At 68.8% G+C, this 19,844-nt stretch carries 19 protein-coding genes; 6 read left to right on the top strand and 13 right to left on the bottom strand.

The features are described from left to right. Nucleotides 1-23: 23 nt before the first annotated feature. Nucleotides 24-1,175, bottom strand: a complete 1,152-nt coding sequence (cydB, locus tag FHY09_RS03960) for a cytochrome d ubiquinol oxidase subunit II (RefSeq protein ID WP_166924438.1) — start codon at nucleotides 1,173-1,175, stop codon at nucleotides 24-26. 15 nt (nucleotides 1,176-1,190) lie between these two features. Continuing rightward, nucleotides 1,191-2,780 carry a cytochrome ubiquinol oxidase subunit I gene (locus FHY09_RS03955; RefSeq protein ID WP_166924436.1) on the bottom strand — a complete coding sequence of 530 codons (1,590 nt, stop codon included), beginning with the start codon at nucleotides 2,778-2,780 and terminating at the stop codon, nucleotides 1,191-1,193. Between the two features lie 267 nt (nucleotides 2,781-3,047). Between FHY09_RS03955 and cydD the strand changes: the two genes are divergently transcribed. The 3 genes from cydD (at nucleotide 3,048) to FHY09_RS03940 (ending at nucleotide 8,138) form a co-directional block, all read left to right on the top strand. Continuing rightward, nucleotides 3,048-4,787 carry a thiol reductant ABC exporter subunit CydD gene (cydD, locus tag FHY09_RS03950; RefSeq protein ID WP_456362702.1) on the top strand — a complete coding sequence of 580 codons (1,740 nt, stop codon included), beginning with the start codon at nucleotides 3,048-3,050 and terminating at the stop codon, nucleotides 4,785-4,787. Continuing rightward, the gene (gene cydC, locus FHY09_RS03945; protein ID WP_166924432.1) at nucleotides 4,784-6,481 is read left to right on the top strand and encodes a thiol reductant ABC exporter subunit CydC; all 1,698 of its coding nucleotides are present in this window, start codon (nucleotides 4,784-4,786) and stop codon (nucleotides 6,479-6,481) included. Before cydD ends, cydC begins: the two co-directional genes overlap by 4 nt. A gap of 139 nt (nucleotides 6,482-6,620) precedes the next feature. Then, the gene (locus tag FHY09_RS03940; RefSeq protein WP_166924430.1) at nucleotides 6,621-8,138 is read left to right on the top strand and encodes a S8 family serine peptidase; all 1,518 of its coding nucleotides are present in this window, start codon (nucleotides 6,621-6,623) and stop codon (nucleotides 8,136-8,138) included. 19 nt (nucleotides 8,139-8,157) lie between these two features. Here FHY09_RS03940 and FHY09_RS03935 read toward each other — a convergent pair whose 3' ends face one another. The 11 genes from FHY09_RS03935 to ccmA form a co-directional block, all read right to left on the bottom strand. Then, complete coding sequence (locus FHY09_RS03935) at nucleotides 8,158-8,484, bottom strand: DUF1294 domain-containing protein (RefSeq protein ID WP_166924428.1); 327 nt, start codon at nucleotides 8,482-8,484, stop codon at nucleotides 8,158-8,160. A 5-nt stretch (nucleotides 8,485-8,489) separates the two neighbouring features. Continuing rightward, nucleotides 8,490-9,602: a homoserine O-acetyltransferase MetX gene (gene metX / locus FHY09_RS03930; RefSeq protein ID WP_166924426.1), complete on the bottom strand. Its 1,113-nt coding sequence runs from the start codon at nucleotides 9,600-9,602 to the stop codon at nucleotides 8,490-8,492. Nucleotides 9,603-9,671: 69 nt separating this feature from the next. Further along, entirely contained in the window at nucleotides 9,672-10,694 is a 1,023-nt protein-coding gene (locus FHY09_RS03925) for a c-type cytochrome biogenesis protein CcmI/CycH (protein ID WP_166924424.1), read from the bottom strand. Then, on the bottom strand, nucleotides 10,691-11,125 hold the full coding sequence (locus tag FHY09_RS03920; protein WP_456362720.1) for a cytochrome c-type biogenesis protein: 435 nt from the start codon (nucleotides 11,123-11,125) through the stop codon (nucleotides 10,691-10,693). Before FHY09_RS03920 ends, FHY09_RS03925 begins: the two co-directional genes overlap by 4 nt. 49 nt (nucleotides 11,126-11,174) lie before the next feature. Further along, entirely contained in the window at nucleotides 11,175-11,792 is a 618-nt protein-coding gene (locus FHY09_RS03915; protein WP_166924420.1) for a DsbE family thiol:disulfide interchange protein, read from the bottom strand. 2 nt (nucleotides 11,793-11,794) lie between these two features. Further along, on the bottom strand, nucleotides 11,795-13,744 hold the full coding sequence (locus tag FHY09_RS03910; protein WP_166924418.1) for a heme lyase CcmF/NrfE family subunit: 1,950 nt from the start codon (nucleotides 13,742-13,744) through the stop codon (nucleotides 11,795-11,797). Next, nucleotides 13,745-14,206 carry a cytochrome c maturation protein CcmE gene (gene ccmE, locus FHY09_RS03905; protein WP_166924416.1) on the bottom strand — a complete coding sequence of 154 codons (462 nt, stop codon included), beginning with the start codon at nucleotides 14,204-14,206 and terminating at the stop codon, nucleotides 13,745-13,747. Beyond that, nucleotides 14,203-14,391 carry a heme exporter protein CcmD gene (locus FHY09_RS03900; RefSeq protein WP_166924414.1) on the bottom strand — a complete coding sequence of 63 codons (189 nt, stop codon included), beginning with the start codon at nucleotides 14,389-14,391 and terminating at the stop codon, nucleotides 14,203-14,205. Before FHY09_RS03900 ends, ccmE begins: the two co-directional genes overlap by 4 nt. Then, nucleotides 14,388-15,137 carry a heme ABC transporter permease gene (locus FHY09_RS03895; protein WP_166924412.1) on the bottom strand — a complete coding sequence of 250 codons (750 nt, stop codon included), beginning with the start codon at nucleotides 15,135-15,137 and terminating at the stop codon, nucleotides 14,388-14,390. The genes FHY09_RS03900 and FHY09_RS03895 overlap by 4 nt, the downstream gene beginning before the upstream one ends. Before the next feature lie 33 nt (nucleotides 15,138-15,170). Then, on the bottom strand, nucleotides 15,171-15,866 hold the full coding sequence (gene ccmB, locus FHY09_RS03890; RefSeq protein ID WP_166924409.1) for a heme exporter protein CcmB: 696 nt from the start codon (nucleotides 15,864-15,866) through the stop codon (nucleotides 15,171-15,173). Further along, nucleotides 15,863-16,492 (bottom strand): heme ABC exporter ATP-binding protein CcmA, encoded by a 630-nt coding sequence (ccmA, locus tag FHY09_RS03885; RefSeq protein ID WP_166924407.1) that lies wholly within the window; start codon nucleotides 16,490-16,492, stop codon nucleotides 15,863-15,865. The genes ccmB and ccmA overlap by 4 nt, the downstream gene beginning before the upstream one ends. Nucleotides 16,493-16,652: 160 nt before the next feature. Here ccmA and FHY09_RS03880 point away from each other — a divergent pair, with 160 nt between their 5' ends. The 3 genes from FHY09_RS03880 (at nucleotide 16,653) to FHY09_RS03870 (ending at nucleotide 19,174) form a co-directional block, all read left to right on the top strand. After that, nucleotides 16,653-17,801, top strand: a complete 1,149-nt coding sequence (locus FHY09_RS03880) for a pyridoxal phosphate-dependent aminotransferase (RefSeq protein ID WP_166924405.1) — start codon at nucleotides 16,653-16,655, stop codon at nucleotides 17,799-17,801. After that, on the top strand, nucleotides 17,798-18,634 hold the full coding sequence (locus tag FHY09_RS03875; protein ID WP_166924403.1) for an amidohydrolase: 837 nt from the start codon (nucleotides 17,798-17,800) through the stop codon (nucleotides 18,632-18,634). Before FHY09_RS03880 ends, FHY09_RS03875 begins: the two co-directional genes overlap by 4 nt. A gap of 102 nt (nucleotides 18,635-18,736) precedes the next feature. Continuing rightward, entirely contained in the window at nucleotides 18,737-19,174 is a 438-nt protein-coding gene (locus tag FHY09_RS03870; protein ID WP_166924401.1) for a hypothetical protein, read from the top strand. Nucleotides 19,175-19,844 lie beyond the last annotated feature (670 nt).

The raw sequence follows: 19,844 nt of genomic DNA, 5'->3' as shown, positions 1-19,844 counted from the left end.
CGGCGCGGGGCCGGCAGGAAGGGTCAGTAAGCGTTCGGGTTCTCGCCCATTTCATCCAGGGTCGTCTTGCCTTTCAGCACGCGATATACCCAGGTGGTGTAGGCGATGATGATCGGCAGGAAGACCACCGTGGCCAGCAGCATGATCCACAGCGTCAGGTGGCTGGAGGAGGCGTCCCACACCGTCAGGCTCGAGACCGGCTGGGTGGAGGAGGGCAGCAGGAACGGGAAGATCGCAAAGCCGACCGTCAGGATGATGCCGGCGATGGCCGCACCGGAGGCGATGAAGGCCGAGCCGCCGCGGCGCGCACGCAGCAGTGCCGCACTGGCAAGCAGTCCCAGCAGGCCCACCGCCGGTGCAAGCAGGGTCAGCGGCATGCTGCGGTAGTTGTGCATCCAACCGCCCACCGGCCCGATCTCGGCCGTTTTCAGCAGTGGGTTGGTCGCCCCGTCGGTCACCACCTGCGAGGTGATCTGGTAGCCCGGCAGGCCAAAGGCCACCCATGCGCCGGCGAGGGCGAACAGCGCGAAGGCGACCACCGCAGCGATGCTGCCCAGGCGTGCGGAGCGGTCGGCCACCGGACCGTCGGTCTTGATCACCAGCATCGCCGCGCCGTGGGCCACCAGCATGCTCACGCTGAGCAGGCCGGCGAGCAGGGCGAACGGGGTGAGCAGCCCGAAGAATCCGCCGGTGTAGAAGATGCGCATGCTGTCATCGAAGTGGAACGGCACGCCGAGCAGGACGTTGCCCACGGCCACGCCCATGATGAGCGCCGGAATGAAGCCGCCGACGAACAGCAGCCAGTCCCAGACCGCGCGCCAGCGCTGCCCGGGCATCTTGCCGCGGAACTTGAACCCCACCGGGCGCAGGATCAGCGCGAACAGGATCACGAACATGGCCAGGTAGAAGCCGGAGAAGCTGACCGCGTACAGCGGCGGCCAGGCCGCGAAGATGGCCCCGCCCCCCAGTACCAGCCAGACCTGGTTGCCCTCCCAGACCGGGCCGATGGTGTTGATCACCAGGCGGCGTTCCTCGTCGCTGCGGGCCACGAAGGGCAGCAGGCTGCCCACGCCGAGGTCGAAGCCATCCATCACCGCGAAGCCGACCAGCAGGATGCCCAGCAGCAGCCACCAGATCACGCGCAGCGTGGTGTAGTCCAATGCAATGAATTCCATCGTCGTTCTCCTGCCTCAGGCCTGGCCGACGGCCGGCTTGCCGAGGGATGGGTGTGCGGCCGGCGCCGGTGCCTGCAGTGACGGCAGCACCTGGTCCGGACCCTTGCGGATTGCCTTGAGCATCAGCTTGATCTCCACGATCAGCAGCACGGTGTAGATCGCGGTGAAACCGGCCAGCGACAGCAGGATCTCGTGCAGGGCCAGTCCCGAAGCCGCATAGAAGGTCGGCAGCACGCCATCGACCGCCCACGGCTGGCGACCATATTCGGCCACGAACCAGCCGCACTCGATGGCGATCCACGGCGCCGGCAAGGTCCACACCGCCAGCCGCAGGAACCACGGCTTGTCCTGGAAGCTGTGGCGGCAGGAGAAGTAGAACGCCACCGCGAAGAACGCGATCAGGTAGAAGCCCAGCGCCGCCATGATGCGGAACGTCCAGAACAGCGGCAGCACGCGGGGGACGGTATCCATGGCCGCGCGCGCGATCTCCTCCGGCGTGGCATTGCCGATGTCGTCGCGGTAGCGCTTGAGCAGCAGGCCATGGCCGAGGTCCTGCCAGTGGCGGTTGAACATCTCGCGCGCCTGGACATCGTTGCGGTCGGCACGCACGCGCTGCAGGGCGCCGTAGGCGATCTGTCCGCCGCGGATGCGATGCTCGGCGCGCTCCACCAGTTCCAGGATTCCGGGGATCGGCTGGTCCAGCGAACGCGTGGCGACCAGTCCCATCACATAGGGAATCTTCACCGCATAGTCGTTGCGCTGCGTGTTCTGGTTCGGAATGCCGAAGGCGGTGAAGTCGGCCGGCGCACGCTCGGTTTCCCACATCGCTTCGATCGCGGCCAGCTTCATCTTCTGGTGCTCGCTGGCGGCATACCCGCTCTCATCACCCAGCACCACCACCGAAAGCGAGGCCAGCAGGCCGAATGCCGAAGCCACCGCGAACGAGCGCCGTGCCAGTGCGTGGTGCTTGTCGCGCAGCAGGTACAGCGCACTGATCGACATGACGAAGACCGCGCCGGTCACGTAGCCGGCACTGACGGTGTGCACGAACTTGGCCTGCGCCACCGGATTGAACAGCACGGCCGCGAAATCCACCACTTCCATGCGCATGGTGTCGGGATTGAACACCGCACCGACCGGATACTGCATCCAGCCGTTGGCGATGAGGATCCACACCGCCGACAGATTGGTGCCCAGCGCCATCAGCCAGGTGACCGTCAGATGCTGCACACGCGACAGGCGGTTCCAGCCGAAGAAGAACAGCCCGACAAACGTCGCTTCCAGGAAGAATGCCATCAGGCCTTCGATGGCCAGCGGCGCTCCGAAGATGTCGCCGACATAATGGCTGTAGTACGACCAGTTCATCCCGAACTGGAACTCCATGACGATGCCGGTGGCAACACCCATGGCGAAATTGATGCCGAACAGCACGCCCCAGAACAAGGTCATCTGGCGCCAGACCGGCTTGCCGGTCATGACGTAGACGCTCTCCATGATGGCCACCAGGAAGGACAGGCCCAGCGTCAGGGGGACGAAGAGGAAGTGGTACATCGCGGTCAGCGCGAACTGCAGCCGCGACAGTTCTACAACTGTCGAATCAATCATGGCCTGGGCTACCTCGTAGGATAGTGGCGTAGGAAATACGCGAAGGGTGGGTCTACAGGGTGTGATGATGGGACCGACGTGTTCTGACGGCCTTGATCCAGATCAATGTGCGCACAGGGCCGGGAAGCGACCGTGTGCCTGCGGCAGGCACTGCGACAGCCTGCCGCAGGCCGCCCGCCGGGACCCTCTACACTGTGCCGCAGGGCGCACTGCGCAGCCCGCCGCCGATGGCTTCCTCCCTTCCCACACTGCGACCGCCGAGATCCCGTGAGCCCCCCGACACCCGGACCCCTTCCGCAGGACCTGTCGCCGCACGGGCAGCGCCGCCTGCGCCAGCGTTGGCTCGATGAGCTCGGCGCGGCGGCACGCGGGCGGCGGCGACTTGCCGGCGTGGCCATCACCGCCTCCGGGCTGCTGCTGATCGTGCAGGCGGCGGCCATCGCGTGGCTGGTGCAGCATGTGCTGATCGAGCGCGGTCTGCTCGGCGAGGGCGCGGGCGTGCTGGCCGGGCTTGGCGCGGTGCTGCTGCTGCGTACGCTGCTGGGCACGGTGGTGCAGGCCGCAGCCGGGGACGTGGCCGATGCAGCGCGCCTGGCGCTGCGCGAGCGCGTCTACGCCGCGCTGCTGGCGCGGGGGCCGCTGTGGCTGCGGCAGCAGCGCAGCGGCGAACTCGGCGAGCTGATGCTCACCCACGCCGATGCGATCGAAGCGTATTACACCGGCTTCCAGCCGGTCCGCGTGGAAGTGGTGGTGGTACCGCTGCTGATCGCCGTGGCGGTGGCCTGCGTGGACTGGGTGGTGGCGCTGGTGTTCGTGTTCACCGCGCCACTGGTGCCGTTCTTCATGATGCTGGTGGGATGGGGCGCCGAGGCGGCCGGCCGCGCGCAGCTGGGTGAACTGGCGCGCATGAGCGGCCACTTCGCCGACCGGATCAAGGGCCTTGGCCTGCTGCGCCTGTACGGCCGCGGCGCGGCTGAACTGCAGGGCGTGCACGATGCGGCCGAGGGCGTGCGGGGGCGCACGATGAACGTGTTGCGCATCGCGTTCCTGTCCTCCACCGTGCTGGAATTCTTCGCCTCGGTCAGCGTGGCCATTGTGGCGCTGTACCTGGGCCTGAGTTATCTCGGATTGCTTTCCGTCCACGCACAGGTGCCCACCCTGGGCATGGGGGTGTTCTGCCTGCTGCTGGCGCCGGAGTTCTATGCCCCCCTGCGGCGGCTTGCCGCGCATTACCACGACCGCGCCAATGCGCTCGCCGCGGCGGCGGAAGTGGAGGCGCTGCTGGGCGGACGGCCTGGTGAGGCCGCGCAGGATGGGGCGTCGATACCCTCGCTGGCCCCGGAGCCGGCGCAGCACCAGGCCCCTCCGGTACAGGTGCGCGCACTGACCCTGCGCCCGCTGGGCGCACGCCATGATGTGCTGCGGGATATCGAGTTCATCGTCGAACCCAACCAACGGCTGGCATTGGTCGGGCCGAGCGGTAGCGGCAAGAGCACCCTGCTCGAGGCGCTTGCGGGCTGGCTGCCACCCACCGCCGGCAGCATCGCGGTGCGGCCGGGACTGGAAATCGGCTATGCCGGCCAGCGCCCCTACCTGTTCCACGGCACGCTTGCCGAAAACCTCCGCCTCGCCGATCCCAGCGCGACCGAGGCGCGGCTGCTGGCCGCCGCCGAAGCCGCGCAGGTCATGCGGTTCGCGCGTGAACTGCCACAGGGCCTGGACACCGTGATCGGCGAGCGCGGCTTCGGGCTTTCCGGGGGCGAAGCGCGACGGATCGGCCTGGCCCGCCTGCTGATGCGCAACCCCGATGTCCTGCTGCTGGACGAACCTACCGCCTTCCTCGATCCGGCGACGGAAGCGGCCTTGCTGGAGGCGCTCGCCGTGGTTGCGCGCGGCTGCTGCGTGGTGATCGCCACCCACAGTCCGGCGGCGATGGCCTGGGCCGACCGCCAGCTGTATCTGCCCGAGGGCCATCTGCGTGATCACGCCAGGGAGGTGCGCCCATGAGGCAGCACGCTGATACGTTGCGTGGCGTGTTCCTGCGCCACCGGCCGCGCCTGCTGCTGGCGGTGCTGCTGCTGTGGATCACCATGCTCGCTGGCAGCGCGCTGCTCGGGTTGTCCGGCGGGTTCCTGACCGCTGCGGCACTGGCGGGCGTGGGCGGTATCGGCAGCGGTTTCAATTTCTTCTCGCCGTCGGCCGGTATCCGTGGGCTGACGATGGCACGCATCGTCTCCCGGTATTTCGAGAAGCTGGTCGGCCACGATGTGACGCTGCGGATCGCCCGCGATGCACGCGTCTGGTTCTTCCGTCGCGCCCTGCCGTTGGCACCGGCGCGGCTGGGCAGTACCCGCACCGCGGAACTGCTGGCTCGGCTGCTCGGCGATATCAGCGAGGTGGATGGCCTGTGGGTGCGGGCGCTCGGCCCGCTGCTGGCGTTGGCCGGGTTGGGCGTGGTCGCGATCGCAGCCGCCTGGCTGATCCTGCCGTCGGCGGCCCTGCTGCTGGCAGGGGTGGCGGTGCTGCTCGGCGCCGGCGTGCCGTGGCTGAGCGTACGGGGCCGCGCGCGCGAAGAGCGCGATCGCGCGGCGTTCCGCAGCCAACTGCGTACGCTCTCCTTCGAAGGGATCGAGGGCGCCGCGGACCTGGCGGCGCTCGGTGCGCTGGGCCATTGGCGAGGACGCGTGGACGTGGCCGCCCGCCAGTTGCGCGCGCGGGACCGTCGCCGCAGAGGGCGCCTGGTGCTGGCTTCGGCACTGCACGGCGTGGTGAGTGGCGGTGCCCTGCTGGGCATGCTGGCCCTCGCCCTGTCCGCGCATGCGCGGGGCCAGCTCGATGCGCCAATGGCCGCCGGTCTGGTCTTCCTGACGGTGGCACTGATCGAGACCTGGGCTGGTCTCGGCCTGGCGTGGCAATCGCTGCAGACGGGCCAGGTTGCCGGCAAGCGTCTGCAGTCGATCGTGGACCAGGTGCCGACCGTGGTGGATACGGAGACGCCCGTCGCGGTGCCGCGCTGGCCCTGTACGCTGCGCTGGGAGCAGGTGGGTTTTGCCTACGCGACCGGCGGGCGGGCCGTGCTTGATGGGCTGGAGCTGCAGCTGGCGCCGGGCGAACGCATCGCGATCAGCGGTGACAGCGGCAGCGGCAAGACCACGCTTTCGGCGCTGCTGCTGCGCCTGTGGGATCCCGATACCGGGCGGCTGTGCTGCGACGGTGCCGACATCAGGACGTTCGCGGTCGAAGACTGGCATCACCAGCTTGCGTGGCTTCCGCAGAATGCACCGGTGTTCGCCGGTACGGTCGCTGACAATCTTCGCCTGGGCGATCCACAGGCCAGCGACGAGCGCCTGTGGGCGATGCTGGAACGGGTACGGCTGGGCGAATGGGCGCGTGCGGTCGGTGGCCTGCAGGGCTGGGTCGGCGAGAACGGCGCCACGATGTCGGCCGGCCAGGCGCGACGGCTTGCCCTGGCGCGCGCGCTGCTGCGCGATGCGCCGATCCTGGTATTGGACGAACCCACCGAGGGCCTGGACGTGGACACTGCCAACGCACTGATGGCAGACCTGCCGGACCTGCTTGAAGGACGCAGCCTGCTGGTGATCACCCACGATGCACTGCCTTCCGGCGTGGTGGACGCGGTCTACCGCCTGCACGCCGGTCGCCTGGTGCGGGAGATGCCGTCAAGGGCCGATGTGCGCTGACCCGGATTGCGGATGCATCCGACGGTCGGGCAGGGACTGGCCCGATGGGGCGTTCGGAGCGGTTTCCGGAGACTGGGTTCGCGCCGCGTCCTGGCGCGCGCGGCCAGCCGGTCGCGCTCCCGGCACTGGAGATTTTCTGATGCGTCCCATACTGCGCTCCTGCATTCCCGCTTGTTTCGGCCTGTTCTCGTTGTCCTGCCTGGCGTCCTCGCCGGACACACGCGCCATGGCTGCGTCATCGCCGATCGAAAAACCCACCTATGTGGCGCTGGGCCCGTACGAGGCGACTGACGTGATCGAAGTGAAGTTCCGCTCCGCTGATGTCACCCGCCTGCGCGACGGCCTGTGGCACTCCCGGCGGCGTGGCGCGCTGGGTGCCCTGGCGGCGTTCGCCCCGGGACAGGGAATCATCGAGCGTGTCGAGCCGTTGTTTGCCCTGGACGCCAGTGAACGGGCCGCGTTCGAGGGACGCTCGGACATGCCGGCCCTGCATCAGTGGTTCCGTCTGCATCTTCGCGCGGGAGAAGACCTCGTCGCGGCGGTCAACCGCCTCAACGCACTCGATGACGTGGAAATCGCCTATCCCGCACCGCGGCCCGTACCGATGTCCGCAGGCCTGTCCGAGGCCGATGCCCCGACCATGTCGCCGCCGCCTGCCTCGCCCGACCTGGAGGGGCGTCAGATATACGCGCTGTCAGCGGCGCAGGGCGGCATCGATGCGGTGTACGCGCGATCCGTTGCCGGCGGCGACGGGACAGGCGTGCGCGTGGCGGACATCGAGTACAGCTGGAACTGGCAGCATGAAGACCTCAAGAAGCTGGCAGTGGAGGGCACCTGGATCCGCCAGGGCAGCCAGATCACCGACCCCTTCAATGACAATGACCACGGCACGGCTGTCCTGGGCGAGATGGTGGGCGATGCCAACGCGCATGGCGTGCGCGGGCTCGTCGATGCGGCAACGCCACATTATGTCAATGTCGTCAGTCCCGAAACCGGCTACAACGCGGCCAACGCCGTCGCGTTGGCAAGTCGCAGGCTCGCGGCCGGCGACGTGATCCTGATCGAGCAGCAGTTCCCCGGCCCGGCGCCATGCAACGGTTACGTGGCGCCGGAGTGGATCCCTTCCATCTACGATGCGGTCAGTGCCGCGGTCAGGCGCGGCATTCATGTGGTACAGACGGCGGGTAACGGCAATGTCAACCTGGACGACGCGCGCTGCTTCAAAACCCCGTTTCCCGGCGGTCGGCCCGACTCCGGTTCCATCATCGTCGGTGCAGGCGCGCCGTCGCCGACCACCTGGTGCAGCATGGGGCAGGCGGCACGTTCACGGCTCGGGTTTTCCACCTACGGCCGTCGGGTGGACGTGCAGGGCGTCGGCCAATGCGTGACGTCCACCGGTTATGGCGATATCCACAACGGAGGCCGCAACGCGCTTTACACCGGGCGGTTTTCCGGAACGTCGAGTTCGGCGCCGATCGTGGCTGCGGCCGTGGCCGCGCTGTCGGGCATTGCCAAGGCGCGGGGAAAGACGGTATCTCCGCAGGCCATGCGCGCCCTGCTTGTCGAGACAGGCACACCGCAGGTGGGGACTACGGGGCACATCGGACCGTTGCCGAACCTGCGTGCAGCGATCGAACGGCTCGATCAGCTGCCCTGAAATCGCACTGCGCGGCACTTCAACGCAGGAGCACGGCCACCGAGGCGATGTTGGCGACCACGCACAGCCAGAACACGCGCTGGAACGCCGCCTTGCGGTTCTTGTGCCGGAACGCACCCTGCGCGAGCAGGGCGCCGGGCCAGCCGCCGATGACGGCAAGACCCTGCAGCGTACGCTCCGGCGTGCGCTGCAGGCCACGGCGGGCCGCGCGCTTGTCACGTGCATACAGCCCCACGCTGACGAGACTGGCCACGGTGTAGGCGCCCGCCAGCCAGGGCGGCAGGACACCGGTCTGCGTACAGGCGATGAGAGACCCCAGCGCGAACAGGCCCAGCCAGGTATGCATGCCGGTCAGAGCGTGTCGAGAAAGCGGCGGACTGCCGGTCCGAAACGCTCGAAGTCAACGAGAAACGCATCGTGGCCCTGCGGCGAGTCCAGTCCAACGAACCGCGTTTCCGCGCCCCCCGCACGCAGGCCGTCGGCCACCTGCTGCTGCTGCTGTACGGGGAACAGGATATCGGTGTTGGCACCGATCGCCAGAGCCCGCTCCAGGTGGATCGTGGCAAGGCCTGACATGACATCGCCGTCGCCATACTCGGCCATGTCGAACCAGTCCATGGAGCGGCTCAGGTAGAGGTAGCAGTTGGGATCGAAAAACCGCACGAAACGCCGCGCATGCCCTTCGAGGTAGCTCTCGACCTGGAATTCCAGCCCGAAAGGGTCGTCATCGGCCTGATCCGAATCCAGCCGCACACGGCCGAAACGGCCATCCCATTCAAGCGCCGAGCGGTAGGTGATGACCCCCAGCTTGCGCGCCATGCGCATGCCCGATTCCGGATACGCCGTTTCGTCGTAGTGGCCACCGCTCCACTTCGGGTCGAGCCGGATCGCCTCGCGCTGCAGGGAACGGATGGCGATGGAAAACGGAAGGGCCTGCGCGCTGCCGGAGATGTTGACATGGCTGCGGGCAATGCCCGGATGCAGGTGCAGCAGGGCGAGGGCGGTCATGCCGCCCATCGAGTTGCCGATCACGCACGCGAGCTGGTGGATGCCCAGCGCCCGCACCACCTCCACTGCTGCCCGGGCGCCGTCTTCCACCGACAGTTCCGGGAAGTCGAGGCGATAAGGTTGGCCTGTCGCAGGATTCGCCGAGGCCGGGCCGGTGGAGCCCTTGCAGCTGCCCAGCGAGTTGACGCACACCACGAACCAGCGGTCGGTATCGATGGCTTTGCCGGGCCCAAGCATCGCCTCCCACCAGCCCGCGGCAGCATTGCCCGCGTTGCGCGCGGCATGTGCGTCCGGCGACAGGCCGGTGACGATGAGCACGGCATTGCCGCGGTCGGCGGCGAGGGTGCCCCAGGTTTCGTAGGCCACGCGCGCTCCGTGCAGCGCGCCGCCGCGCTTGAACGCGAACGGTGAGGGCAGTAGATGGAAGCGCGTGCCGGGGGGAATGAATTCAGTCATGCACGGATTCTAGCGAGTCCCCCCTGAGGCGTGCGTTCAAACCGCGAAGGGGCGCGGTCATTGCCGTCATCAGTCGCCGCTGTCGGGCCAGCCGACCGTCAATACCCCCGTAAAGGGCAGCGTCACGCGTACCGGTACGCTCTGCAGATCCCCTTCGCCGCGCGTGGCCGAGCCCTCGCGGGACAGACGCACCTGCACCTCGACCTGTGCATGCGCGGACAGCGGGCCGGTCGGCATGGGGCTGTCCGCGTCGGTCAGGGTCACGGTGGCCGGTAGAGCGCGCAGGGGTAGCCTACGCGCCGCGACCGGCATGGGCGGTCCCTGCGGCACACGGACGATGACGAAGACCGCGGCCTGGGCGGGCCACTGGGAGACGTCCACTCCGGCCGGCAGCGTCACGCTCACCTGCAGATCATTTGCGCCGGATGCCGCCCCTGGCGCGCTGCCCGCCGCGGCCTGCGCCACCGCAATCTGCTCACGCAGGGCCGCCGCTGCCGCCGGCTGCAGCCGCGGCAGCAGGGGGGACCACACGGCAACGGCTTCGGCGTCGCGACTGCGCTGGCGCAGCGCGATGCCGAGCAGCCAGGCGGCGCGCTCTGCCTCGGGCTGCAGGGCCAGGGCGTGCTGCAGCCACTGCAGTGCGATGTCATCGAAGTGCTTGTCCGGACGGGCCTGGGCACGGGACTGCGCGGCCTCCACCAGCAGCCCGGCGTCGTCCGGCGCCAGCTGCGCGGCACGCGCGAATGCGCTGGCGGCGGCATCGAGCTGTCCCAGCTCCGCGCGCGAGCGTCCCAACAGGGCCCAGCCATCGGCGCGCTGCGGATCGTCGGCGAGCGAGCGCTCAAGCGCCGCGATGCCCTCGCGCAGGGGCTGCGCGGAATCGCCAGGCGCGTTGTCGCGCATCGTCGCCGCCTGCGGCATGCCGATGAGCAGGTAGAGACACGCGGCAGCGGCCCCTACGCTGGCGCAGGTGAGCGCGAAGCCTGCATGCCGCCGCGGACCGCCGGCGCTGCTCCGCCGCAGCGGCCACAGCACGACGGCCGCCACCAGGCTCGCCACGAGCGCGGCCAGCCACGGCAGCAGGGAACTCATGCGTCTGACCCGTCATCGCGCAACGGCATGCCCAGCGCCTTGCTGCGCCGGCGCACCAGCCGCCAGAGCAGCACGCCCCCCGCGCCCATGAACAGCAGCGGGCCGCCCCAGAGCAGCCATGTCGCGGGTTGCACCGGTGGCTGGTACAGCACGAACTGGCCGTAGCGCTGCACCAGGAACTGTTTGATGCGTGCGTCGTCGTGGCCCTCGTGCATGAGGTCCAGCACTTCGCGGCGAAGATCCTGGGCGATCTGCGCATTGGAATCAGCCAGCGACTGGTTCTGGCACTGGACGCAGCGCAGCTCGGCGGCCAGCGCATGGAAGCGGGCCTCTTCGGCGCCGCTGTGGAAGGTGAGGGGGCGCGCATCGTGCACCGGGTGGCGGGTCTGCGCGGCAACGCTGGAAAGGCACAAGCACAGTAAAGCGAGCAGCCCTGCGTGCTGCCAGCACGTGCGCGCACGGTGCACCGGACGTTGCCGGTCAGGGCGCCGTGCGCGCCGCATCGCCTGCACCGGACTGCGCCTTCTCGATCTTCTCCAGCATCGGCAGCAGCTTTTCATCCACCACCTGCTGGGTCATCGCACCGCTGTACTTCCAGCGGACCACGCCACTGCCATCGACCAGGAACGTCTCCGGCGCAGCAGTGACGCCCCAATCGATCGCCGTGCGGCCTTCGACATCGCTCAGCACCACCATGAAGGGGTTGCCCAGCTGTTCCAGCCAGTGCAGCGCGTCGGCCGGTTCGTCCTTCCAGTTGTAGCCGATCACCCGTACGCGTTTGCTCTCGGCGAAGCGGGTGAGCACCGGATGTTCTTCGCGGCAGGCCGCGCACCAGCTGCCCCAGACGTTGAGCAGGTAGGGGGCCCCGCGCAACTGGTCGCTGCGCACGAGCATGTCCGGATCGTGCAGCACCGGCAGCGAGAACTCGGGCGCGGGCTTGCCGATCAGGGCCGAGGGCAGGACGTCGCGCTGCGGATCGCCGCTCTTCATCACCCCGTACACCATCAGGCCCAGCAGGCCGAGGAAGAACAGCACGCCGATGGCGATCGCCACGGGCGGCAGGGGACGGGACGGGCGAGGCGTGGGGGACGAAGACATGGTTACTCCTGCTTGCTGCGGGTCGTGCGGCGGGTCGTGTCGCGGAAACGGCGGTCGGCGGCGGTGATGAATCCGCCCAGCGCCATCAGCAGCGCGCCGAGCCAGACCCAGCGCATGAAGGGTTTGACATGCACGCGCACCGCCCATGCATTGTTGCCCAGTGGTTCGCCCATTGCCACGTATACGTCGCCGGACAGCCGCGCATCGATGCCGGCTTCGGTCATCACCTGGCCGCCGCTGGCGTACTGGCGCTTCTCCGGATGCAGCAGGGCCAGCTCACGGCCATCGCGCAGCACGCGCAGGTGGCCGCGGTCAGCCGTGAAGTTGGGACCCTCGCGGTGGTCCACGCCTTCGAAGCGCACTTCATGGCGGCCCACGCTCACGCGCTGCCCGGGCGCGAGCGCGACTTCCCGCTGCACGTTGAGCGCCTCCACCAGCAGCGCACCGACCAGGAACACCGCCACACCGGCATGCGCCAGCAGCATGCCGGCCATCTCGGCGGTGATGCGGCCGTTGCCGCGCAGCCGCAGCCACGCAAAACGCACGGTACCGAAGGCCACCCAGAGCGCCCCGGCCACGCCCAGTCCGACCTTCCAGCCATTCTGCGGGGCGCGCCACCAGGCCAGCAGCCCCAGCGCCAGCGCCAGCGCCAGCCACGGCGCAAGCGTGGCCAGCACGCGCGAGGGCTGGTCGCGCTGCCAGTTCACCAGCGGGCCGAAGGGCAGCAGCAGCACCAGCGGCGCCATCAGCAGCAGGAACAGGCTGCCGAAGTAGGGCGGTCCCACCGAGAGTTTGCCCATGCCCAGTGCATCGGCCAGCAGGGGATACAGCGTGCCCAGCAGCACCATCGCGCAGGCACTGGCCAGCAACAGGTTGTTGAGCAGCAGCAGGGTCTCGCGCGAGGTGGCGGTGAAACCACGCCGCGGATCATCACCGTGGCTGCCCAGCTGGCCGGCACGCAGCACATAGAGCAGCAGCGCACCGCCGACCACCACGGCCAGGAACACCAGGATGAACAGCCCGCGCGAGGGATCGGCGGCGAACGCATGCACGCTGGTCAGCACGCCCGAACGGACCAGGAACGTGCCGAGCAGGGACAGCGCGAACGCGGCGATGGCCAGCAGCAGGGTCCACCCGGCGAAGGTGCCGCGCTTTTCGGTAACGGCCTGCGAATGCAGCAGCGCCGCACCGGCCAGCCAGGGCAGGAAGCTCGCGTTTTCCACCGGGTCCCAGAACCACCACCCGCCCCAGCCGAGTTCGTAATAGGCCCACCAGCTCCCCAGTGCGATGCCGAGGGTGAGGAAGCCCCAGGCGATGTTGGTCCAAGGCCGCGTCCAGCGGACCCAGCGTGCATCCAGGTGGCCGTCCAGCAGCGCGGCCATGGCGAAGGCGAAGGGCACCACGAAGCCCACGTAGCCGATGTAGAGCAGCGGCGGATGGATGATCAGGCCGGGGTCCTGCAGCAGCGGGTTGAGGTCGCGGCCCTCCAGCGGGGCCGGCAGCAATCGCGTGAAGGGGTTGGAGGTGAACATCAGGAAGGCCAGGAAGCCCAGGCTGACCAGCCCCATCACCGCCAGCACGCGGGCCTGCACCGGCAAGGGCAGGCGGGGCGAGGCGAGCGCCACGGCGGCCGTCCACAGCGCCAGCACCAGCGACCACAGCAGCAGCGAGCCCTCGTGGGCGCCCCACACCGCGGACCAGCGGTAGACCGTGGGCAGCAGCGTGTTGGAATTCTCGGCCACGTAGCGCACCGAGAAGTCCTGTTGCAGGAAGGCGGCGGTCAGCACGGCGAAGGCCGCGCCGACCAGCACCAGCTGCACCAGGGCCGCCGGCCGCGCGACCTGCATCCACGGGGTCTGTCCACGGTGCGCGCCGAGCAGCGGCAGCACCGTCTGCAGCAGGGCCGTCAGCAGCGCGGAGGCGAGCAGGATCTGCCCCAGTTCGGGCAGCACTCAGTCCACCCTGCGCGCGGTGGCGGGCACATCATGCTTCACGTGGGCCTTGCCCATCTTCTCGGCCAGCTCGGCCGGCATGTAGGTTTCATCGTGGCGGGCGAGCACTTCTTCGGCGATGAACGCAGCGCCTTGGCGATGCCCGGTCACAACCACGGCCTGCCCTTCACGGAACAGGTCCGGGAGGATCTGGTCACTGCGCACGCGCATCCTGGCATCGCCATCGGTCACGGTGAACCAGGCCACCAGCGAACCGGCCTCGCGCTGCAGTGAGCCGGCTTCCACCATCCCGCCCAGGCGGAAGCGTTCGGCAGTCCCGGCCTCGCCTGCGAATACTTCCGAAGGCGTGTAGAGGTAGGCGACGTTGCGCTGCAGGGCCACTGCCACCAGTGCGGTGGCCAGCCCGGAAGCGCCGAGCGCGAGCAGCACCCACAGCAGGCGTCGGCGTCGCTGCGGGTTCATCGGCTGAGCTCCACCGGTGTATCGGCACGACGTGCAGCGGCCATGCGCCGTGCCTGCTGACGCTCGACGCTGCGGCGCGCGGCCTGCAACGCCCAGCGCAGGCGCAGCCAGGAGCCCAGTGCATCCAGCGCCAGCACCAGCACGAACACGGCATAGGCGGCGATGACATAACCGAGATAACTCATGCGTCCTCCTGCACCTGACGGCGCAGCCAGTCCTTGCCCGCTTCGCGCTGCAGGTTGTCAGCCCGTGCCTTGGCCAGCAGCGAGCCGACGAACCACAGTTTGGTGGCCACCACCATCAGCCACAGCGGCGCCTGCATGCTGGCGTCCAGCGTGGTGGGGCCGAACAGGCGGATGCTGGCCCCCTGGTGCAGGCTGTCCCACCACGTGACCGAGTACCGGATCACCGGCAGCAGCGCGACCCCGACGATGGCGAGCAGTCCCGCGGCACGCGCTGCGCTGCGGCGGTCTTCGATGGCCATGTACAGCCCGATCACGCCCAGGTAGAGGAACAGCAGGATCAGCTCGGTGGTAAGGCGGGGATCCCAGTCCCACCAGGTGCCCCACATCGGGCGGCCCCAGATGCTGCCGGTGAGCAGGGTGATCACGGTGAAGCCGGCGCCGATGGGCGCACAGGCCATCGCCAGTATTTCGCACAGTTTGATCCGCCAGATCAGCCCGATCGCCGCGTAGAGCGCCATCAGTGCGAACACGAACAGGCTCATCCACGCGCTGGGCACGTGCACGAACAGGATGCGGAAGCTGTCGCCCTGCTGGTAATCGGCGGGCACCACGAACAGTGCCTGCCACAGCGCCAGCGCGAAGACGGGCAGGGCCGCCAGGTAAGCGATGCGCGAACCTCGACGTGCGAAGCGGTCGAAGGTGGGCGGCGAGCCAAGTTGGTGGAACCAGCGGACGATCGGTTGCATGCAGAGGTGGCTGTCCCGGTGGGTCGGTGTGGCTCAGTCCAACGATATGCGGATCGCCGCGGCGGTGGCCAGCGGTGCAAGCACCAGCGCCACCACCAGTCCGGCCGCCAGCAGCAGCAGCGCACCGACCGGGTCCTGGCCGCGTGCGGCCGCTGCAACACTGCCTGCGCCGAACACCAGCACGGGAACATACAGCGGCAACGACAGCAGCGCCACGAGGATACCAGAGCGGCGGATGCCCACCGTCAGCCCAGCGACCACGCCGCCGACCAGGCTCAGCAACGGCGTGCCCAGCAGCAACGATGCCAGCAGCACCGGCAGTTGGTCACGCGGCAGATGCAGCATTTCCGCCAGCAGCGGCGTCACCACGATCAGCGGCACCGCCGTGGTCAGCCAATGCAGCCCGACCCGCACGAGCACCAGCCAGGCCAGCGGTACCGGTGCCAGCAGCCATTGCTCCAGTGACCCGTCCTCGGCATCGGAGCGGAACAGGGTATCGAGCGCGAGCTGACCGGCCAGCAGCACCGCCAGCCACAGCACCGGTACGGCCGTGGCGGCCAGTCGCTGGGGATCACGGCCCTGTGCGAGGGCGAACAGCACCACGACCAGCACCGCGAACAGCACGGGCTGCAATGCATCGCCCCGACGGCGCCACACCAGGCGCAGATCGCGCGCGGCCAGGGCACGGGCGCTGCGCCACAGCCCGGGTTCGGTGCCCGGCGCGATCATGCGCGCGCCTCCAGGTGCAGCTGGCGTGTACGCACCGGGGGCGCTGCATAGGCCCCGTGCGTGGTGACCAGCGCGCCGCCGCCGCCGCGCAGGTGCGCGGAGATCATCCGGTTGACCAGGTTGATGCCCTCCAGATCGAGATTGGCGTAGGGTTCGTCCAGCAACCACAGCGGCGCCGGCGAAAGCCAGATCCGCGCCAGCGCGAGCCGCCGTTTCTGCCCGGCCGAGAGCTGACGCACCAGCGTGTCCTCGTAGCCGGCCAGGCCCACCACGGCCAGCGCGCTGCCGGGCATCTGCCGCGCCCGACGGCCCTGCAGTCCGCACAGGAAGTGGAGGTTCTCCAGCGTGTCCAGATCGGGCTTGAGCGCCGGCTGGTGGCCGAGATAGGCCACGTAACGCGCCCGTCCGGCAGCGCCTGCGGCGCGTCCGTCGATCTCCACGCGCCCCTGGGCAGGCCGCACCAGTCCGGCCAGCACCCGCAGCAGGCTGGTCTTGCCGGCGCCGTTGCCGCCCTGCACCAGCAGGGCTTCGCCTGCATCGACATGGAAATCGAGCGGGCCGAACACCGGCTCGTCGTTGCGGGTGAAGGCCAGGCCATGCGCGGCCAGCAGCGGAGGAATGCTCAAAGGGGCGGGCTTTGACCGGGAACAGGCCGCGATTGTATCGGGCCCGTTCGCCGTGGCGCGCGTGAGCACGCTGGCGGGGGCCGGTGGCGGGGCAGGCGGTCGTCACGTCCCCCCGCATTCCGTACACTCGGTCATCTCCTTTTTTCTGCCGCCAGGTCTGATGCAACCGCAAACCAAGCTTCCCAAGGTGGGCACCACCATCTTCACCGTGATGTCGCAGCTGGCGGCCGAGCACGGCGCCGTCAACCTCGGGCAGGGCTTTCCCGACTTCAATGCGCCGCAGCGGCTGATCGACGCCACCACGCAGGCGATGGCGGACGGGCTCAACCAGTACCCGCCGATGACCGGCGTGGCGCCGCTGCGCCAGGCCATCGCGCAGAAATCGCTGGACCTGTATGGCGCGCAGGTGGATGCGGATACCGAGATCACAGTGACCAGCGGCGCCACCGAAGCGCTCTTCAACGCCATCCATGCCGTGGTCCGGGCCGGCGAAGAGGTCATCGTGCTGGACCCGGCGTACGACTGCTACGAGCCGGCGATCGAGCTGGCCGGCGCGCGTGCGGTGCACGTCCCGCTGGACCCGCAGACCTTCGCGGTGGACTGGGACCGCGTGCGTGCGGCGATCACCCCGCGCACCCGCCTGTTGATGGTCAACACACCGCACAATCCGTCCGGCGCCATGCTAGATGCGCAGGACATGCAGGCGCTGGCGGACCTGCTGCGCGGTACCGGCATCTACCTCATTTCTGATGAGGTGTACGAGCACATCATCTACGACGGCCGGCGCCACGAGTCCGCCCTGCGGCACCCCGAACTGCGCGAGCGCGCGTTCGTGATCTCCAGTTTCGGCAAGACCTACCACTGCACCGGATGGAAGATCGGCTATGCGATCGCGCCGCCGGCGATGAGTGCCGAGTTCCGCAAGGTGCACCAGTACAACACCTTCACCAGTTTCGGCCCGGCACAGCATGGTTTCGCCGCGATGATCCGCGACGAGCCGACGCACCACCTGGAACTGGGTGCCTTCTACCAGGCCAAGCGCGACCGTTTCCGCGAACAGCTCGCGCAGACCCGTCTGCGGGCTTTGCCAGTGCCGGGTGGTTACTTCCAGCTGGTGGACTATTCGGCGGTCAGCGACCTGCCTGACCACGAGTTCGTGAAGTGGCTGACCATCGAAAAGGGCGTTGCAGCGATTCCGCTGTCCCCCTTCTATGAAACACCTCCTGCCGGGCAGCGGATCGTGCGGCTGTGTTTTGCCAAGAACGATGCCACGCTGGACGCGGCCATCGAACGGCTGCGCGCGCTGTGAACGGTGCTGCCGCTGCCACGGGTCCGCAGCAGGACCTCCGCGTCTCCTTGGTGCAGGGGGACACCCGCTGGCACGACCCCGCCGGCAACCGTGCCTACTACGGGGCGCTCATGGCGCCGCTGGCCGGCATCACCGATCTGGTGATCCTGCCGGAAACCTTCACCAGTGGCTTTTCCAACGACGCCATCGCCCAGGCCGAGGACATGCAGGGGCCGACCGTGGCATGGATGCGCGAGCAGGCGGCCCGGCTCGGCGCTGCCGTCACCGGCAGCGTGCAGCTGCGCGACGGGGACGGCGTCTACAACCGACTGTTGTTCGCCACGCCGGACGGGGCGCTTGCGCAGTACGACAAACGGCACCTGTTCCGCTACGGCGGCGAGCATGAGCGCTACGCCGCAGGCGATGCCCGCCTGTGTGTGTCGTGGAAAGGATGGCGGATCAATCCGCAGATCTGCTATGACCTGCGCTTCCCGGTGTTCTGCCGCAACCAGTTCGACGTCGAGCGCCCGGGGCAGATGGATTTCGACCTGCAGCTGTTCGTGGCCAACTGGCCGTCCGCACGGGCGTATGCGTGGAAGACGCTGCTGCGCGCCCGGGCCATCGAGAACCTGTGCTTCGTGGCGGCGGTGAACCGGGTGGGGGTGGACGGCAATGACCTGCATTACGCGGGCGACAGCGTCGTGCTGGATTGCTTGGGGCAGCCGCAGGTGGAGATCCGCGAGCGCGAACAGGTGGTGACCAGCACGCTGGATGCGCAGGCATTGCGACGTCATCGCGAGCGCTTTCCGGCAATGCTGGACGCGGACGGCTTCACGCTCGATCCGCTGGCCTGAGGCGGTGGCTGAACGGCGCGCCTTCGTGGCGCGTTGTGCACTTAACGCGTTGTTGGCGACGCTGCTAGATTCGGCCGTCAAACGACTGCGGAGTACACCCTCATGATCAAGACTGTTTCACTGGCTGCGTTGATGGCTGCTGCCTCACTTGCTGCCGCTCCGGTGCAGGCCGCGGGCAACATCGACTGTCGCCTGGAGTATCAGATGTCGGGCTGGTCGCTCATCTACAAGACCGCCTCTGGCACGGGCACCGTGAGCTGCGACAACGGCACCCGTATTCCGGTGCGGATCGGGCTGAAGGGCGGCGGACTGACGGTCGGACGCTCCAAGATTGTCGATGGCAAGGGCCGCTTTACCGGTGCGTACACGGTGGACGAGCTGTTCGGCACGTATGCGGCGGTCGGCGCGCATGCCGGGGCGTCGCGTTCGAGTGGCGCGACGGCGATGACCAAGGGCGATATTTCGCTTGCCCTGGTGGGGACCGGCGAGGGCTGGGACCTGGGCGTGGACGGCGCGGCGTTCACTATCGAACGGCGTTGAGGTTGCGCGTGCCGGGTGCAGGGTGGGCGAACGGCTGAGCCCCTCGTGGCGGCGCGGCTGGGTAGGTTCCCTGGAGTTGGCTAGGCGGGTGGAGGCGGCGGGGGACGGCAAAAGCTGCGTCCATGCGTGCCTCGCGTCGCGCCATCCCTGGCGCGACACGCCCCCGCCGCCCCCACCCGCCCAGCCCCCGACACGCTCCGTGCGCCGCCACGGATGAAAAAATAAAAATCGAAAGCAAAAGCAGAAGCGTCGGTCGTCGGTGGAGTGACGGCGAACGGCTGAGCCCCTCGTGGCGGTGCGGGATTTCAGGTGCACATGGTTTGGCTGGGCGGGTGGAGGCGGCGGGGGACGGCAAAAGCTGCGTCCATGCGTGCCTCGCGTCGCGCCATCCCTGGCGCGACACGCCCCCGCCGCCTCCACCCGCTCAGCCCCCGACACGCTCCGTGTGCCGCCACGGATGAAAATTAAAAAGCGAAAGCAGAAGCAGAAGCGTCGGTCGTCGGTGGAGTGACGGCGAACGGCTGAGCCCCTCGTGGCGGCGCTGCTGGGTAGGTTCCCTGGAATTGGCTGGGCGGGTGGAGGCGGCGGGGGACGGCAAGAGCTGCATCCTGCGTGCCTCGCGTCGCGCCATCCTTGGCGCGACACGCCCCCCCCGCCTCCACCCCCCCCG

Source organism: Xanthomonas sp. 60, from assembly GCF_011761925.1.
Note: the sequence above shows the minus strand (reverse complement) of the source record. Positions and strands in the feature narration are given on the sequence as shown.

Bases quoted from the DNA above. Each gene is read 5' to 3' on its own strand.
- FHY09_RS03895 (WP_166924412.1), bottom strand. From the start codon at position 15,137: ATGCAACCGATCGTCCGCTGGTTCCACCAACTTGGCTCGCCGCCCACC.
- FHY09_RS03880 (WP_166924405.1), top strand. From the start codon at position 16,653: ATGCAACCGCAAACCAAGCTTCCCAAGGTGGGCACCACCATCTTCACC.
- ccmB (WP_166924409.1), bottom strand. From the start codon at position 15,866: ATGATCGCGCCGGGCACCGAACCCGGGCTGTGGCGCAGCGCCCGTGCC.
- FHY09_RS03870 (WP_166924401.1), top strand. From the start codon at position 18,737: ATGATCAAGACTGTTTCACTGGCTGCGTTGATGGCTGCTGCCTCACTT.
- ccmE (WP_166924416.1), bottom strand. From the start codon at position 14,206: ATGAACCCGCAGCGACGCCGACGCCTGCTGTGGGTGCTGCTCGCGCTC.
- FHY09_RS03935 (WP_166924428.1), bottom strand. From the start codon at position 8,484: ATGCATACCTGGCTGGGCCTGTTCGCGCTGGGGTCTCTCATCGCCTGT.
- metX (WP_166924426.1), bottom strand. From the start codon at position 9,602: ATGACTGAATTCATTCCCCCCGGCACGCGCTTCCATCTACTGCCCTCA.
- FHY09_RS03955 (WP_166924436.1), bottom strand. From the start codon at position 2,780: ATGATTGATTCGACAGTTGTAGAACTGTCGCGGCTGCAGTTCGCGCTG.
- FHY09_RS03915 (WP_166924420.1), bottom strand. From the start codon at position 11,792: ATGTCTTCGTCCCCCACGCCTCGCCCGTCCCGTCCCCTGCCGCCCGTG.
- cydC (WP_166924432.1), top strand. From the start codon at position 4,784: ATGAGGCAGCACGCTGATACGTTGCGTGGCGTGTTCCTGCGCCACCGG.
- FHY09_RS03925 (WP_166924424.1), bottom strand. From the start codon at position 10,694: ATGAGTTCCCTGCTGCCGTGGCTGGCCGCGCTCGTGGCGAGCCTGGTG.
- FHY09_RS03900 (WP_166924414.1), bottom strand. From the start codon at position 14,391: ATGAGTTATCTCGGTTATGTCATCGCCGCCTATGCCGTGTTCGTGCTG.
- FHY09_RS03940 (WP_166924430.1), top strand. From the start codon at position 6,621: ATGCGTCCCATACTGCGCTCCTGCATTCCCGCTTGTTTCGGCCTGTTC.
- cydB (WP_166924438.1), bottom strand. From the start codon at position 1,175: ATGGAATTCATTGCATTGGACTACACCACGCTGCGCGTGATCTGGTGG.